The organism is Enterococcus sp. DIV2449a (assembly GCF_051711225.1).
Lineage (GTDB): Bacteria > Bacillota > Bacilli > Lactobacillales > Enterococcaceae > Enterococcus_D > Enterococcus_D casseliflavus.
Window position 1 is genome coordinate 162,341 of the sequence record NZ_JBIOME010000001.1, and the last position, 15,397, is coordinate 177,737.

At 44.7% G+C, this 15,397-nt stretch carries 15 protein-coding genes; 8 read left to right on the forward strand and 7 right to left on the reverse strand.

Annotated elements, in window-relative coordinates:
* Positions 1–39 precede the first annotated feature (39 nt).
* Positions 40–1,830 carry an excinuclease ABC subunit UvrC gene (gene uvrC / locus IGI76_RS00770; RefSeq protein ID WP_010748557.1) on the reverse strand — a complete coding sequence of 597 codons (1,791 nt, stop codon included), beginning with the start codon at positions 1,828–1,830 and terminating at the stop codon, positions 40–42.
* A 231-nt stretch (positions 1,831–2,061) separates the two neighbouring features.
* Positions 2,062–2,913 (reverse strand): LysR family transcriptional regulator, encoded by an 852-nt coding sequence (locus IGI76_RS00775; protein WP_081116142.1) that lies wholly within the window; start codon positions 2,911–2,913, stop codon positions 2,062–2,064.
* Positions 2,914–2,978: 65 nt separating this feature from the next.
* On the opposite strand from IGI76_RS00775, the gene IGI76_RS00780 reads away from it, so the two are divergent.
* Entirely contained in the window at positions 2,979–4,001 is a 1,023-nt protein-coding gene (locus IGI76_RS00780) for a YeiH family protein (RefSeq protein WP_438780910.1), read from the forward strand.
* A gap of 165 nt (positions 4,002–4,166) precedes the next feature.
* Here the strand turns inward: IGI76_RS00780 and IGI76_RS00785 are convergent, their stop codons facing one another.
* Entirely contained in the window at positions 4,167–4,934 is a 768-nt protein-coding gene (locus IGI76_RS00785; RefSeq protein WP_010748560.1) for a DeoR/GlpR family DNA-binding transcription regulator, read from the reverse strand.
* Positions 4,935–5,263: 329 nt separating this feature from the next.
* On the opposite strand from IGI76_RS00785, the gene ulaG reads away from it, so the two are divergent.
* Genes ulaG through araD form a run of 7 tightly spaced genes read left to right on the forward strand, consistent with a single transcriptional unit; the run spans position 5,264 to position 10,892 of the window.
* Entirely contained in the window at positions 5,264–6,328 is a 1,065-nt protein-coding gene (gene ulaG, locus IGI76_RS00790) for an L-ascorbate 6-phosphate lactonase (RefSeq protein ID WP_010748561.1), read from the forward strand.
* Between the two features lie 47 nt (positions 6,329–6,375).
* Entirely contained in the window at positions 6,376–6,849 is a 474-nt protein-coding gene (locus IGI76_RS00795; protein WP_010748562.1) for a PTS sugar transporter subunit IIA, read from the forward strand.
* Positions 6,850–8,316: a PTS ascorbate transporter subunit IIC gene (locus IGI76_RS00800; protein ID WP_081116140.1), complete on the forward strand. Its 1,467-nt coding sequence runs from the start codon at positions 6,850–6,852 to the stop codon at positions 8,314–8,316.
* A gap of 23 nt (positions 8,317–8,339) precedes the next feature.
* Complete coding sequence (locus IGI76_RS00805) at positions 8,340–8,633, forward strand: PTS sugar transporter subunit IIB (protein ID WP_008376531.1); 294 nt, start codon at positions 8,340–8,342, stop codon at positions 8,631–8,633.
* 56 nt (positions 8,634–8,689) lie between these two features.
* Positions 8,690–9,328 carry a 3-keto-L-gulonate-6-phosphate decarboxylase UlaD gene (locus IGI76_RS00810; protein ID WP_010748564.1) on the forward strand — a complete coding sequence of 213 codons (639 nt, stop codon included), beginning with the start codon at positions 8,690–8,692 and terminating at the stop codon, positions 9,326–9,328.
* 6 nt (positions 9,329–9,334) lie between these two features.
* A complete protein-coding gene (locus IGI76_RS00815; RefSeq protein ID WP_010748565.1) occupies positions 9,335–10,234 on the forward strand; it encodes an L-ribulose-5-phosphate 3-epimerase in 900 nt (299 codons plus the stop codon).
* Positions 10,206–10,892 (forward strand): L-ribulose-5-phosphate 4-epimerase AraD, encoded by a 687-nt coding sequence (gene araD / locus IGI76_RS00820; RefSeq protein ID WP_016609058.1) that lies wholly within the window; start codon positions 10,206–10,208, stop codon positions 10,890–10,892. The genes IGI76_RS00815 and araD overlap by 29 nt, the downstream gene beginning before the upstream one ends.
* Positions 10,893–10,935: 43 nt before the next feature.
* Here araD and IGI76_RS00825 read toward each other — a convergent pair whose 3' ends face one another.
* From IGI76_RS00825 to IGI76_RS00840, 4 genes are all read right to left on the reverse strand, one after another.
* Positions 10,936–11,439, reverse strand: a complete 504-nt coding sequence (locus tag IGI76_RS00825; RefSeq protein WP_010748567.1) for a GNAT family N-acetyltransferase — start codon at positions 11,437–11,439, stop codon at positions 10,936–10,938.
* A gap of 205 nt (positions 11,440–11,644) precedes the next feature.
* Positions 11,645–13,084, reverse strand: coding sequence for a 6-phospho-beta-glucosidase (locus IGI76_RS00830; RefSeq protein ID WP_010748568.1), 1,440 nt, complete (start codon positions 13,082–13,084; stop codon positions 11,645–11,647).
* 32 nt (positions 13,085–13,116) lie between these two features.
* Complete coding sequence (locus IGI76_RS00835) at positions 13,117–14,427, reverse strand: PTS sugar transporter subunit IIC (protein WP_010748569.1); 1,311 nt, start codon at positions 14,425–14,427, stop codon at positions 13,117–13,119.
* A gap of 159 nt (positions 14,428–14,586) precedes the next feature.
* The gene (locus tag IGI76_RS00840) at positions 14,587–15,345 is read right to left on the reverse strand and encodes a MurR/RpiR family transcriptional regulator (protein ID WP_010748570.1); all 759 of its coding nucleotides are present in this window, start codon (positions 15,343–15,345) and stop codon (positions 14,587–14,589) included.
* Positions 15,346–15,397: the final 52 nt, after the last annotated feature.

Here is a 15,397-nt window from a genome sequence, read left to right on the forward strand (position 1 = left end):
TCATAGCTACTGTTGGCTATGGAGCGTTTTTGTTTTGACTTAAGAAGTGGGTTGGTTTTGATCACCTAGTTTGGCTAAGATAGTTTCCGCAACGGCTTTGGGGATGCCAGCTTGCTGGATCTCTTCCACGGAAGCTGCTTGGATGTTTTTTAACGACTTGAAGGTTTTCATCAGCTGTTGCTTGCGTTTTGGTCCTAAGCCAGGAATTTCATCCAGTTTGGAAGAAAAGCTGTTTTTACTGCGCAGTTGGCGATGGAAGGTGATCGCAAAACGATGGACCTCATCTTGGATCCGTTGCAGCAAAAAGAATTCCACAGAATTGCGTTCCAGCTGGATCGGATCTAAAAATTCCCCGAAAATCAACTCGCTGGTTTTGTGTTTGTTGTTCTTCACTAAACCCGCAACGGGAATATCTAAACCTAGCTGGTTATACAGCACTTCTTGGGCGGCACCGACTTGGGCTTTCCCACCATCGATGATGATCAGATCAGGAAAAGGCAGGTTTTCTTTTAGGACACGAGAGTATCGGCGGTAGATGACTTCTTGCATAGAGCCATAATCGTCGCCGCCTTGTGCGGTACGAATCTTATATTTCCGATAATCATCTTTAAACGGCTTCCCGTCGACAAAAACCACCATTGCAGACACTGGGTCGGTCCCCATGATGTGGGAGTTATCGAAGGCTTCGATCCGATAAGGTGTTGCGATCCCCATGGCTTCGCCTAGACGATCCACTGCACCGATCGTCCGTTCTTCAGTACGCTCGATCAACGCAAATTTTTGTGCCAAGGCAATGCGGGCATTTTTATTGGCCAAATCGACCAATTTCTTTTTGTCGCCTCGTTGGGGCTGCAGGACTTTGGTTTCCAGCAGCGCTTCTAATGGGGCAGCATCGACATTTTGCGGAACAAAGACTTCTTTGGGAATGAAGTGCTCATTCTTTTGGTAAAACTGGCCGACGAAGGTCAAGAAATCCTCATCCGCTTCATTGTAGAAAGGAAACAAAGAGACTTCTCGTTCGATCAGCTTTCCTTGACGGATAAAGAAGACTTGGGCACACATCCAGCCTTTGTCGACACTGTAGCCAAAGACATCACGGTCCATCAGATCTGTCAGAGTCATTTTTTGTCGCGTCATGACGGTATCGATTGCTTGGATCTGATCCCGCAGCTCAGCCGCTCGTTCAAACTCTAACGTTTCAATGGCTTCGCCCATCTTCTCTTTCAGGTCTTTTAAAATATCGACGTGACCGCCGTGGAAAAAGTGTTTGACTTGATCAACGATCTTCTGATAATCCTTGGGATCTACATTGTTGACATAAGGACAGACGCATTGACCCAAATGATAATAAAGACAAGGCCGCTTTTGAGAAGGACCGCATTTTCGCAATGGAAAGAGGCGATCCAGCACCCGTTTGGTTTCGTTGGCTGCTCGTGCATCAGGATAAGGGCCAAAATATAAAGCCCCGTCTTTTAAAACTTTACGAGTGATGATCAGACGCGGATAGCGCTCTTTGGTCACTTTAATAAAAGGATACGACTTGTCGTCCTTTAGCATGATATTGTATTTCGGTTTGTTTTTTTGAATCAAATTGATTTCCAGCAATAAGGCTTCCGTATTTGATTCGGTAACGACGTACTCAAAATCATTGATTTCTTGAACGAGCCGTTCGGTTTTCGTATCGTGACTGCCGGTAAAGTACGAACGGACACGATTTTTTAAAATTTTGGCTTTCCCAACATAGATGATTTTGTTATTTTTATCTTTCATTAAATAACAACCGGGTTGGTCAGGAAGCAGCGCTAATTTGTTCTTGATTTGTTCGTTCATTTCAAGATCCTTTCTTACTGGTTTGCTCACGAACTGCAAAAGTAGTCAAAGGGCGGTCTAAGATCCACCGAAAAGGGGAACATTAGAGCCCATAGCCAGTACTCTTCATTTTAGCACAAATTTCTTAAGAAACAATCAAACGGGCCAGATCGGCAGCGAGGAAGCGTAATCGTAAGAAAAGGTTAAGAAATCCCACGAGGCGGTGGTTTCCTCCCTTAAAAACAAGTGAATTTATTTGCTTTCTGCTTGCAAGGAATCCTCTTGCGACCACTCCTGAATGAAGGTCCGCAAACCCTCGATGGCTGGTTCTGTGACGGCTTTGCGCTGGATGAGGTAAAATTGCCGCTCAAAATTTTTATCCAGCAGTTGATAGCCAATGCCGTAGGCGGCTCGCTTGGAAAGGATCGAACAGCCGAAGCCTTGTTTCAGTAAAGCGACGATCAATTCATTGCTGGCGATCTCAATGATCGGTCCTTGAATATTTTGTTCCTCTAGATAGCGCTTAGTGTAATAGTAGACACCAGAACTCGCTTCTCGAACGAGCCAAGGACCGACTTGGGGATCACCAGCTAAGACGAGCTGATCTTTCAAAATCGGGAAACGCAAAATACTTGGTGCAGATAAGGGTTTTTCAATGATCCCTAAATCTAATTGATGTTGTTCAAGGGCTGTTAAGACTTCAGCGGAGTTCATCATCGATACCCGAAAACGCACCGTGGGAAAGGCGTTGTATAAAGCAATCATCAAGTCAGGCATCAAGGCCATCGCATAGGTATGAGAGATGCCTAGGGCACAGTGGCTTTGATGCTGCGTGTTGGTATGGATCTCGCTGGTGATCGTCGACCACTCATCCAATAAATTCAGTGCCTTTTCGTAAAGGTACTCTGCTTGGGGCGTGGCGATCACGTTTTTGCGACCATTGCGTAAAAAAAGCGGTGTATCCAGGTCTTGTTCCAACTGCTTGATCTGAGCAGAAACCGTGGGCTGCGAAATAAACAGCAATTCGGCAGCTTTCGAAAAATTTTTCGTTTCATAGACCATCTTGAAGGTCTCCAGTAATTTTAACATTGCAATCCCTTCCATTAGAAAATTCAATCATAACTATTATACCAATAAATCCTACTGATCGGTCAATCTGTGTATAATGGATGTTATATGAAAGGATGAAAGCAATGAAGCAACGACAAACAGCTTTGATACTTCCCGGTTTGTTCCTATCCTTTTCGGTAGCCGTCATCGCCCGAATCATGGCTTTGGCTGTACCAAAATTAGGGGGAGCAACCCTTGCTATTTTATTAGGAATCATTTTAGGAAATACACTGTTCAAGCAAGAACGCTATCAAGTCGGAACGAAGGTTGCGGAAAGTCGGCTCTTGGAATATTCGGTGGTTTTGCTGGGCTTTACCGTCACTTTCCAGACCATCAGTGAAATGGGCCTTCGGGGCTTTCTCTTTATATTGCTGATGATGAGTTTGGTCATTACCGCTGCTTATTTGATAGGGAAAAAAATGGCCTTTAATCAAAAGATGAGCCTGATGATGGCAGGCGGCAATGCTGTCTGCGGATCCTCTGCGATTGCGGCGATCGCACCAGCCATTGATGCCGATGATGAAGAAAAAGGGCAGATCATCACCTTGGTCAATCTTTTAGGAACAGTGATGATGCTGACGCTGCCGTTTTTAGCATTGGGCTTATACGGCGATGATCTGTTGCAAAAAAGCGCCTTACTTGGTGGCACGCTGCAATCCGTCGGACAAGTCGTGGCGGGGGCTAGTTTGATTGATGCCGACACCGTCAAATACGCGATGCTCTTTAAAATCGCGCGCATCATCATGTTGGCAGTCGTCGTCATTGTTTTTGAACGAATGACGACAAAGACCCCCACCAAAACCAAAGCCAAAGGCAAGCTGCGGCTGCCGATCCCTTGGTATGTGTTGGGCTTCTTGACCATCTGTATCTTGAACAGCTTCTTGCCGCTGCCTAGCTGGTTGAATGAGGGCGCTCATTTTATCAGTACGTGGTTTGAAACGACGGCGTTGGCAGCCATCGGTTTGCGCTTGGATTTCCGCAAGTTTTTAAAAGAAGGCCCGCGCTTTTTATTCTATGGTCTTTCCGTTGGCGCCGTCCAAACCATGGGTGCTGTTGCATTGATTTGGTTGCTGCGGCTCTAATTCACAAGAGGCACGACCCATAAAGCACGTTTGAAGCGCACGATTGTTTAACGAAAAAAGCCACGATGGTTGATCGAAGGGCACGCTTTGCTGTTTCTGTTGGAAGAGGCAGCAAGGCGTGGCTTTTCAGATCAACTGTCGGGCTTTTTTTAGCGGTAAAGAAGGTTAGACGGGTACTTGGATGACTTGAACACCTTGTTGCTCAATCAAATCGATGACTTTGGGATCAGAGTAATGATCGGTGATCAGCAGATCGATATCCGCAATTGCGCCAATCGTAAAATTGGATTGCTTACCGATTTTGCGATAATCCGCGATAACGATCAACTTGCCAGAATTTTCGATGATTTTCGCATTGACTTTGGCTTCGTGGATTACTGAAGTGGAAATGCCGGTCTGTAAATCTAACCCACTACAGCCAATGATCGTAACATCAGAACGAACGTGAGAAAATGACTCCACGGCGATGTCTCCTGACAATGCCGCTTTAGGGTAACGTATTTCGCCACCACTTAAAACAATCGTTGATTTTGGATGGTGTTCCATTTGGATCACACTCGTGTTGTTCGTCAGCAAACTGATTCGTTTGTCTGTGAGATGGCGCAACGTTTGAGCTGCACTGGTACTCGTATTGACGAAAAGGGTATCGCCATCTTTTACTTGGCGAGCCGCTTCTTTGGCCAGTCGATCTTTGATGTACTCGATCGAGTCGGTGGGATGTGCTTCATCTTCATAAGCTTCACAGTATTCGATTTTTCCGTGGGTTTGTTTGATCTGACCCATCTCACTGAGGACAGTACAGTCTCTGCGGATCGTCATCTCTGATACTCCCAACTGATGACTGAGGGTCCTCACATCAGAAAGACCAGATGCTTTTATCAAATCGATCAATTGTTTTCTTCTTTGCCTCACTTCTTCATTGGAACGTTTCACGATACTTCCTCCTCACATGCACTTTTTTCTATTATTGTCTTCTATCATTTGTCCAGCTTGCAATTATCCTGTGCAGCAAAATCACGTGTCTCTTTCTCACGAATTCGCGGGATAATCGCACAGCCGTCGTTTAGAAACTGCCATTTTTTTATCGTTTCTTCTTTCGAACTCATTTTAACATATCACAGAAACATTACCATATATATTAAATAATCACATTTATTTCTCGGTAAATTAACATAAAATAAGATAAATTAACATAAAATTTGATTGAAAGCGTTTTTCTATATGTTAGAATCAAGGTGTAAATAAGCAAGGGAGGAACAAAGATGGTACACGTAAATGATGTTTCGAAAGAGAGTTGGCTGTTAAATACGTTTCCAGAATGGGGAACCTATTTAAACGAGGAGATCGAAAGTGAACTTGTGAAAGAAGGCACAGTTTCCATGTGGTGGCTAGGCTGTACGGGTATTTGGTTAAAGAGTGCGGAAGGAACCAACATTTTATGCGACCTTTGGTGCGGCACTGGCAAACGCAGTCATGGGAATGGGCAAATGAAAAAAGGCCATCAAATGATGCGGATGAGTGGTGTACAGGAAATGCAGCCTAACTTACGGACGCAGCCCTTTGTGATCGATCCATTTGAAATCAAAGGAGTGGATGCGTTAGTGGTGACCCATATTCATTCCGATCATTTAGACATCAATACCGCAGCTGCAGTCCATCAAAATTGTCCAGAAGCAAAATTCGTCGGTCCCCATGAAGTCGTTGCAACTTGGTTGAAATGGGGAATACCAGAAGAAAAAACCATCGTGGTCAAACCAGGGGATGAAGTGACCATTGGGCAGGTGAAAATCGTCGCTTTAGAAGCATTCGATCGAACCGCTCTAATTACTTGTGAAGATCCGGATACCAGCTTGAAAGGAAAAATGCCACAGGACATGGATCGTATCGCAGTCAATTACTTGTTTGAGACTTCCGGTGGGGCGATTTATCACGCTGGAGATTCTCATTATTCGAATGTATTTGCTAAACATGGGAATCAGTACAAGATCGATGTTTGCTTAGGTGCATATGGCGAAAACCCGCGGGGCATCACCGACAAGGTTACTTCAGTCGATATGTTGCGGATGGCAGAATCCCTCAATGCCAAAGTAGTGATACCTGTACACTATGATATCTGGTCCAATTTTATGGCTGATCCAAAGGAGATCACTGAGATTTGGAAGTTTAAAAAAGATCGTTTGCACTATGAGTTTAAACCGTATATTTGGCAAGTTGGCGGCAAATTTACCTACCCAACGAATAAAGACGATCTTGAATTTAATTTCTATCGCGGCTTCAAAGATGTGTTTTCGGTCGATAATGATACGCCATTCCCTTCTTTTTTATAAAAGAAGGGGGGATGCTGCAAAAGCCAAATTTGAAAGGAGCAAAGGTAATGCTGCGTTATTTTTATGAAAATGAGTTGGTTGCGATCAATCATGAACAGCCCGAAGATTGGGAAGCCGCTATCTGGGCGAGTGGCGAAGGATTAAAGCAAAAGGCGTTGATCACGGATCAGTATATTGAAGATGTCATTCGGGATGTTCATCAATACGGTCCTTATATTGTGATCATTCCCAAAGTAGCCATGCCCCATTCTTCAGCAGAAAGCAAAGGTGTCTTAGGAACGGGGATCGGATTGACGATTTTTCCAGCCCCCGTTTCATTTCAAGATGATGACCCCGACAAAGAGGCGCAGTTGTTCTTTATGCTCGCTGCCAAAAACGCTGAAGCACATATGAACAATATCGCTAGTTTATCCGAAATGCTGATGGAAGAAGGGCTGGTGGAAGATTTACTAGGTGTAAAAACAATGGCAGATTTTGAAGCGGTGATGGAGAAATATGACCAAAAAGAAAGCAGGGATTAGATGGAAATGGTAGGAGATTTCTTATTGAGATGCTGGGATTACTTTGCTCAGAATATTTTGATGCAGCCAGCTTTTTTGATCGGTTTTATTGTACTGATTGGTTACTTACTATTGAAACGGCCGTTTGTTGAATGTGTTGCAGGTTTCTTCAAGGCCACCGTTGGTTACTTGATTTTGACGATTGGCTCTGGTGGATTGGTCAATAATTTCCGTCCGATCCTGGTGGGGCTTAAGGAGCGTTTTGAATTAGATGCGATGGTCACTGACCCGTATTTTGGTCAAAATGCGATCACCGCCGGCATTGAAGAACGATTTGGACGCACCTTTGGTGACACGATGCTCTTATTATTGATTGCCTTTGTTTTTAATATCTTACTCGTTCGCTTCAAAAAATATACGAAGCTGCGGGCCGTCTTCACTACTGGAAATGTGCAAGTACAGCAAGCCGCAACGGCCTTTTGGCTGCTGCTATTCTGTTTCCCAGACCTGGGTCGAATCGAAGTCTTACTTGTCATGGGCTTGATCTTAGGCTGCTATTGGGCGGTGGGGTCCAATTTGACCGTTGGCATCTGTCAAGATTTGACGGAAGGTGCTGGTTTTGCGATTGCCCATCAACAGATGTTTGGTGTTTACTTCTTTGCACGACTTGCGGAACGCTTCAAAAAGAACAAATCCAACCGCAAATTAGAAGATGTCGAACTACCCGGTTTTTTATCAGTCTTCAATGAAAATATGGTATCGACTTCGATTTTGATGCTCTTTTTCTTCGGTATCATTTTGGTAACGCTTGGACAAGATTATTTAATAACAGCAGGATTTATGGCAGAAGGACAAAGTTTCTTATTTTATATTTTACAAACATCACTAATGTTTGCCGTCTATTTAGCAATTCTTCAATTAGGTGTCCGCACCTTCGTTTCTGAATTGACCGAGTCATTCCAAGGAATCTCGAATACGATTTTACCAGGTGCTGTTCCAGGGATCGATATCGCCGCAACCTTTGCCTTTGGGTCGCCAAATGCCGTGACGGTGGGCTTTTTATTCGGTGCATTAGGACAATTCTTAATGATTGCTTTACTGATTTTGTTCCGTTCACCAACGATCGTCATTGCTGGGTTTATCCCACTGTTCTTTGATAACGCAGCGATCGCCGTTTTTGCCAACAACCGCGGAGGCATCAAAGCGGCTTGTCTCTTCCCATTCTTATCCGGCATTATTCAGATCGGTGGTTCGGCATTGATCGCTACTTGGGTAGGATTGTCTCAATATGGCGGCTATCTTGGAATGTTCGACTGGGCGACCGTCTGGCCATTCTTTACAGTATTGATGAAATTCTTAGGCATCATTGGTGTGGTTCTTGTAGTGGTGATCTTATTAGTGATTCCACAGTTGCAGTACCGCAGAGATCCAGAAGGGTATTTCTTGATCGTAGATGATTATGATGCGTATGTAGAAAAACAAAAATAATGAATTCTTAGGAGGAAAAGAAGATGAGAGTATTGGTATCTTGTGCAAATGGATCAGGAACAAGTTTGATGATGATGCGGAGTGTCGAAAAAGCTTTGAAGTCAGAAGGGATCACGATCACCTCTATTCATCATTGCGCGATTTCTGAAGGCAAAAGCACCGCCAAGAATTACGATGTGGTCTTTACGCCAATGAACTTTGTCAATATGTTCGATAAAGCCAAAGAAAAGGGCGTAACAGTGATCGGGGTAAGAAATGTGATGTCCCCTAAAGAAATTATTGAGCGGGTCAGAGAAGCGGGTCTTTCGAAGGAGTAGTGCATCAGGACGTGACAAGAACAAAAAGATGATCGAACAAAAGAGAGGGGAATTTCATGAGTATACCAAAACTGCAGATCGCTTGCGATCACTCCGATTTAGCTGGTGCACTGGCTGATATCAAAAAAGTTGGCGATGTGGTGGATATCATTGAAGCAGGAACTATTTTACTGTTGCAAGAAGGAGCACAGGTCCTACGCTGCTTCCGAGCGATGTATCCGGAAAAGTTGATCGTAGCAGACACAAAATGTGCCGATGCCGGTGGGACGGTCGCCAAAAACTGCCAGCAAGCTGGCGCGGATTATATGACCGTGATTTGTGCAGCAACGATCCCAACAATGAAGGCAGCGGCAAAAGAAATTGCTGAGATCCAAGTAGAATTATATGGTGACTGGACCTACCAGCAAGCACAGCAGTGGCTAGATGCCGGCATCTCACAAGCTATCTATCATCAAAGTCGTGACGCACTGTTAGCTGGTGAAACATGGGGAGAAAAAGATTTAACGAAAGTCCGTAAATTGATCGATATGGGGTTTCGAGTGTCAGTCACGGGAGGATTGAGCGTCGAGACGTTGGCTCTGTTTGCTGGCATTGATGTGTATACCTTTATCACAGGACGAGGCATCACTGCAGCTGACGATCCGCAACAAGCAGCAGTTGATTTCAAGCAAGAGATTTTACGGATTTGGGGGTAGTTTTCCATGAGTTTGATCGGTCTATATGAAAAAGCAACACCCAAAACCCTCTCTTGGTCGGAACGATTGCAGTTTGTCAAAGACCGAGGCTTCGATTTCATTGAAATGTCCATTGATGAAACCGATGAACGCTTGGCACGCTTAGAGTGGGACCAAGAGCAACGCAAAGAGATCGTCGAGGCAATCTATGCCTCGGGGATCAAAATCTTGTCTTTATGTCTCAGTGGACATCGGCGGTTTCCCTTTGGTTCGATCGATGAAAAAAAGCGCAAGCACGCGATGCATCTGATGGAAAAAGCCATTGACCTGGCTTCAGATTTGGGTATTCGCTGCATCCAATTAGCCGGATACGATGTGTACTATGAGGAAAAAAGTCTTTGTAGCCGAGAATGGTTCATTGCCAATCTAAAAGAAGCGGTCGCTAGGGCGTCTGAAAAGGGTGTCGTTTTGTCACTAGAGATCATGGATGATCCGTTTCTAAATTCTATCTCAAAGTATTTACGGATCAAGGAGCAGATCCCTTCGCCCTATCTACAAGTCTATCCAGATGTCGGGAACCTATCGGCCTGGCCAGAAAATGATGTCGGTTATGAATTAGAAAAAGGCATTTGCGAGATAACCCAGATTCATTTGAAAGATACATTGGCGGTTTCAGATAAGTTTCGAGGAAAGTTTAAAGAAGTACCGTTTGGCACTGGGTGTGTTGATTTTGATGGCTGCTTACGCACGCTGAAGCGGTTGAATTATAACGGTTCTTTTGTCATCGAGATGTGGAGTGAGACGAGCGCTGACCCGATTGCGGAAATCGAACAAGCCAAAGCATTTTTATTACCAAAACTAAAGGAGGTCGGTTACCTTGATCAATCAGCTTCAATTGATGAAAGAGCGAGTCTATCAAGCCAATAAGAGACTGCCTGAGGAAGGACTAGTAAAGCTAACTTGGGGAAATGTCAGTGAGATCGATCGAGATTTAGGGATCATCGTCATTAAACCCAGTGGTGTTGATTATCAGACGATGACGGTTGATTCAATGGTAGTTTGCGACTTAGCGGGAACGCCGAAAGAGGCGAAGGCGTTGAAGCCTTCCTCGGATATCAAAACCCATGCGCTATTGTATAAGCACTTCGAAGGCGTCAAGGCGATCGTCCATACGCATTCGACAAATGCGGTAAAATGGGCGCAAGCACAGCGAGACATTCCTGCATATGGAACGACGCATGCGGATACTTTTTATGGTAGTGTCCCTTGCACACGACCTTTACGGGCCTCTGAGGTAACGGCAGACTATGAAAAAGAAACTGGCAAAGTCATTGTCGAGACGTTTGAAAAGCGGGGATTAGATCCACTTGCATGCCCAGCTGTCCTCACAGCGGGACACGGTCCCTTTACTTGGGGGCAATCTGCGGAACAAGCGGTCAGCAATAGTATTGTTTTAGAAGAGGTCGCAGAAATGGCATTAGGTACCGAAGCTTTGACCTTGGATCGAACACCGATCGCTGATTATTTGCTGGATAAACATTATTTCCGCAAGCATGGCGAACATGCTTATTATGGACAAGGATAACGGAAAAGCAGCCATTCCTAGCGATCAAGGAACGGCTGCTTTTCTATTCGTTTTCTTCAGCGAGTGTTTTCACATAAAAGCGATCCATCGTGGTATGCTGTGCTGCCAATAGTGGCTGACACAATGCGCGATAGCCGGCTTTTTGATAGACATGCAAGGCTGCTTCTAGAGAATGATGGGATTCTAAATAGAGTTGCCGATAACCTAGTTCAACAGCTTTGGCCTCGATCTTCGCCAGCAAGGGATAGCTGAGGCGCTGCCCTTTGGCAGCATCACTGAGATAAAATTTTTGCAGCTCGGCGATTTTCCCTTCTGAATCATAAGCGGCAAGACCACCGCCGCCTAAAAGGGTACCCGATTCATTAGTGACGACAAAATAATGGCGGCTAGCAGGATCTGCTGCATAAAATTCACTTAAGTGGTCTAACTCGGGATCAAAATAGGCAGTCCCTGGAACCGCCAACTGGTGGTCGGTCAAGCTTTTGCGAATGATAGCGGCTAAGGGCGCATCATCTTGAGATTGGATCGAACGAAATATCGGCTTCATGCAGCTCCTCCTTAAAGTGAAAGTAAATGAATAGCTATAGTGTACCACAGCATTGAGGTAGTGTTTAGTGATGATAAGAAAAGCCATCCTCGCAATGGCGCCCCTCTTTAATAAAAAAACCGCCCCTCGTTGCCGGGCTCCTAATGTGAAAAGGAGTATGGCGCAACGAGGGGCGGTTTTTGTACGTTAGTTATGGAAGCAGTAATTAGAGCGTTTCACCATTAGAGGCGATCACTTGCTGGTACCACGCAAAGGAATCTTTTTTCAAACGATTCAAGGTTCCTTTGCCAGTATTGTCTTTGTCGACATAGATCATGCCATAGCGTTTCTCCATTTCGCCGCTGCCGAAGCTGACGATATCAATGATCCCCCAAGGCGTATAACCTAATAGCGGTACACCATCTTCAACCACCGCTTTTTCCATCTGTTCGATATGCTCTTTCAGGTAAGTGATGCGGTAGTCATCATGGACTTGCTGCTCATCGGTTAATTGATCATAAGCACCAAAGCCATTTTCTACGATAAATAGCGGCAAGTCATAGCGTTGATAGATCGTATTTAACACATAGCGCAACCCGACTGGATCGATAGGCCAGCCCCAATCAGAAGCACTGATATAAGGATTACTCACGATTTTTGCTCCTGGGATATCCTCAGTTGGTGTGCCAGCCACTTCATTAAGGGTTGAGATCGTTCCTGACATGTAATAGCTGAACCCAATATAATCAACGGTTCCCGCTTTTAATAGCGCTTGTTCCTCGGGCGTGATCTCAATCGTGATGCCTTTTTTCGCCCAATATTTTTGCACATAGGTTGGGATCTTGCCTCGTACGTGGACGTCGCTGTAAAAATAGCGCCGTTCATTGGCTTTGACGGATGCCATCAAATCAGCGGGTGCGCAAGAGTAGGGGTAGACTGGGACATAGGCCATCATACAGCCAATTTGAAAATCTGGATTGATTTTTTTGCCTTCGATCACCGCTGCCGCACTGGCAATCAACTCATTGACGCCCGCTTGAAAGACGAGTGCTTCTTTTTGACTGTCATCCTCGATGATCATGGCAGAATTGGTCCAAACGTGCAGCGGCTCTTGCCCATCTGCTTGATTATTGATCTCATTGAAGGTCATCCAATACGTTACTTTGTCACGATACCGTTGAAAAACAGTCTTGGCGAATTTGACAAAGAGGGGAATCACTTCTTTGTTAGCAAACCCACCAAATTCTTCATAGAGGGCATAAGGCATTTCAAAGTGGGACAAAGTGATCACGGGTTCGATGCCGTTTGCCTGCAATTCGTCGAAAAGATCATCGTAGTATTGGAGACCGGCTTCATTTGGTTCTTCTTCTGTTCCAGTTGGATAGATCCGACTCCAAGAAATCGATGTCCGTAGACATTTCAAGCCCAGCTCTTTGAATAACTGGATATCTTCTTTGTAACGGTGATAAAAGTCAATGGCTTCATGGTTCGGGTAATACTCTCCTTCAATGACGCCTTTGGTGATTTTACGGGGAATACCGTTGCCGCCGGCCGTCATAACATCAGCGGTACTCATTCCACGGCCAGCAACATTCCAAGCGCCTTCTGCTTGATGGGCAGCGATCGCGCCGCCCCATAAAAAATCTTTTGGCATTTTTGCGGACATAAATTTCATTCCTCCTCGACTCATTCGTTTGCTTATAATTCTACTTTTTGGGAACGGTTAGAGGCGATCACGAATGGCAAATAGATCAAGACCGAAATCGCAAGACAAACGACACCGACAACCGCAGCGATCGCATTTCCTCCAGTTCCTAAAAAGAGATTAATGATTCCGGGGGTCGTCCATGGTACCCCAATCGCTGGGGTCGGCATGATCGGCCAGACAACAGTGACAAAATAACCCACTAAAATATTGACCATTGGCGTCAAAATAAACGGAATGATCAAGATTGGATTCAAGACGATCGGTAGACCGAAGATCATCGGCTCATTGATTTGGAAAATTCCTGGAACTAAGGACATCTTAGCAATCTCACGTTGTTCTGGACGTTTTGAAGCGATGAAGATCGCAATGATCAAGCCCAATGTCATACCAGTACCGCCCATATTTGCGAACATATCATTTAAAACGCCCCAAGTTTCTTTGTAAGGAACGTCCCACAAGGAGCCGCCTTGGTTGATAAAGTCTAGGTTAGCTAGGTCCTGTTCGGTAAAAATCGCTGAACGAACCGCATTCAAAGTATTTGGTCCATGGATCCCGATCGCAAACAACGTAGTTTGCAAGAACGCCAAGATCAAGACACCGACGACATTGCCCCCCAGATCCCGCAATGGACTTTGGATCCCGTTGTAAATCAGTTCATTGATGCCTTCTGGTGCGATCATCAAAACTAAGAAATTGATCAAAGCAGTGACTGCCACGATGATCACGATCGGAATCATGCCAGAAAAGGAACGGGAAACAGCTGGTGGTACCATTTCAGGCATTTTGATCTGCAATCGTTTGACCTTGAAAAGCTTCGGTAAGAATTCACCGACCAAACAAGCCACGATCATAGCTACGAACAACCCTTGGGCGCCTAAATATTGTGTAGAGATCACATTGACATCATCTACTGCAAACGAGGTCGGGTACAAGATCATAAAGGCAGCGACACTTGTCAAACCAACTAGCGTAGCATCTGCTTGGAAATGCTTGGCTAAAAGTTGGGCAACAAGAAACGCAATAAATAAACTCATAATGTTGATGGTCCCGTTCGCCACGGAAGCTAGGACTTGCTGGGCACTTTCCAGATTTGGGAAAAGTCGATTCAGTTGAAATAATTGCACGATGAAACTCTCATTGGAAAATAAAATATTGTTGACCAAAATAACGAGAGAAGAAGCGATGGTCAGTGGGAAAATCAGCATGAACGCATCTCGAATCGCTGCTACGTGGCGTTGATTGTTCAACTTTGTTGCGATTGGTACCAACGAGCGGTCTAACAGGTCATTGAATTTTTGCATAATAATAACACCTTTCATTAATTGATGCCATCATTATAGCGAATGTAAACGACTAAAAGTAAGCGGATACGGATTCCGTACATATCTCTCAAGAAATGAAAAAAATTCCGCAGCTGGAACACAGTGTTACAAAAAAAGATGGTTCAGTAAACTGAACCATCAAGAATGGGTACGATAATCTTGCAAATAGCCGATCAGTGTTTCTAAAATCGCTACTGAAGGCAGTTGACTAGTCAAATCAAGAAAGATGTCTTTGCGTTCCTCTTTGATCGCATACTCGATCGAATAATCGCACAAGCGTGCCAACGTACTTTCCCGATTGGGGGTAATGCAGTACTTCTGCACGATCGCCTGATTGTCTAAACCGGTAATGACTTCGATCAGTTCTTTGGTTTCACCAGAGACACTCAAAAAAACCAAAACATTCTTTTGATCTTTTCGCAAAAAGCTTTTGATCGGGTAGGTCAGCTCATCAATGCTGATGCTAAAGTAACCGAGGCTGGCTAGTTTGCGGGCAACGTATTGCGCGATCGCACCAGATGCCCCCATCCCCATAAATAAGATCAAATCGGCATCCCGCATCGCTTCGGCGAGTTTTCGTATTTGGTATTCCGCATCAGGGTGGAAGATCTGCATATTCAAGCCTTTGATGCGCGCTTCTAAACCTAAGTGTTCAGGGTGCGCATCAAAATGGGCTTTTTCTAAATGATTTTTGATATAGAAGCGAAATTCTGGAAACGACTGAAAGCCGACTTTTTGAATAAAACGAAAGACCGAAGTCGAAGAGACATGAGCATCATCGGCAATGTCGCGCACACGCATATACGGGATCTTTTCTAAGTGATTGACGATAAAACGGTAGATTTCTTGTTCTACCGCAGAGAGCTTGTTCAAGTTTAATTGTTCAAAAAGCGCCATGCTGGTTCCTCGCTGTCCTAGATAATCAATTTACACCAGTATAGCATATCCG

Excerpts from the sequence above, each read along its gene's own strand:
- uvrC (WP_010748557.1), bottom strand. The coding sequence starts at position 1,830 with ATGAACGAACAAATCAAGAACAAATTAGCGCTGCTTCCTGACCAACCC.
- IGI76_RS00775 (WP_081116142.1), bottom strand. The coding sequence starts at position 2,913 with ATGGAAGGGATTGCAATGTTAAAATTACTGGAGACCTTCAAGATGGTC.
- IGI76_RS00780 (WP_438780910.1), top strand. The coding sequence starts at position 2,979 with ATGTTATATGAAAGGATGAAAGCAATGAAGCAACGACAAACAGCTTTG.
- ulaG (WP_010748561.1), top strand. The coding sequence starts at position 5,264 with ATGGTACACGTAAATGATGTTTCGAAAGAGAGTTGGCTGTTAAATACG.
- IGI76_RS00795 (WP_010748562.1), top strand. The coding sequence starts at position 6,376 with ATGCTGCGTTATTTTTATGAAAATGAGTTGGTTGCGATCAATCATGAA.
- IGI76_RS00800 (WP_081116140.1), top strand. The coding sequence starts at position 6,850 with ATGGAAATGGTAGGAGATTTCTTATTGAGATGCTGGGATTACTTTGCT.
- IGI76_RS00805 (WP_008376531.1), top strand. The coding sequence starts at position 8,340 with ATGAGAGTATTGGTATCTTGTGCAAATGGATCAGGAACAAGTTTGATG.
- IGI76_RS00810 (WP_010748564.1), top strand. The coding sequence starts at position 8,690 with ATGAGTATACCAAAACTGCAGATCGCTTGCGATCACTCCGATTTAGCT.
- IGI76_RS00815 (WP_010748565.1), top strand. The coding sequence starts at position 9,335 with ATGAGTTTGATCGGTCTATATGAAAAAGCAACACCCAAAACCCTCTCT.
- araD (WP_016609058.1), top strand. The coding sequence starts at position 10,206 with ATGAAAGAGCGAGTCTATCAAGCCAATAAGAGACTGCCTGAGGAAGGA.
- IGI76_RS00825 (WP_010748567.1), bottom strand. The coding sequence starts at position 11,439 with ATGAAGCCGATATTTCGTTCGATCCAATCTCAAGATGATGCGCCCTTA.
- IGI76_RS00830 (WP_010748568.1), bottom strand. The coding sequence starts at position 13,084 with ATGTCCGCAAAAATGCCAAAAGATTTTTTATGGGGCGGCGCGATCGCT.
- IGI76_RS00835 (WP_010748569.1), bottom strand. The coding sequence starts at position 14,427 with ATGCAAAAATTCAATGACCTGTTAGACCGCTCGTTGGTACCAATCGCA.
- IGI76_RS00840 (WP_010748570.1), bottom strand. The coding sequence starts at position 15,345 with ATGGCGCTTTTTGAACAATTAAACTTGAACAAGCTCTCTGCGGTAGAA.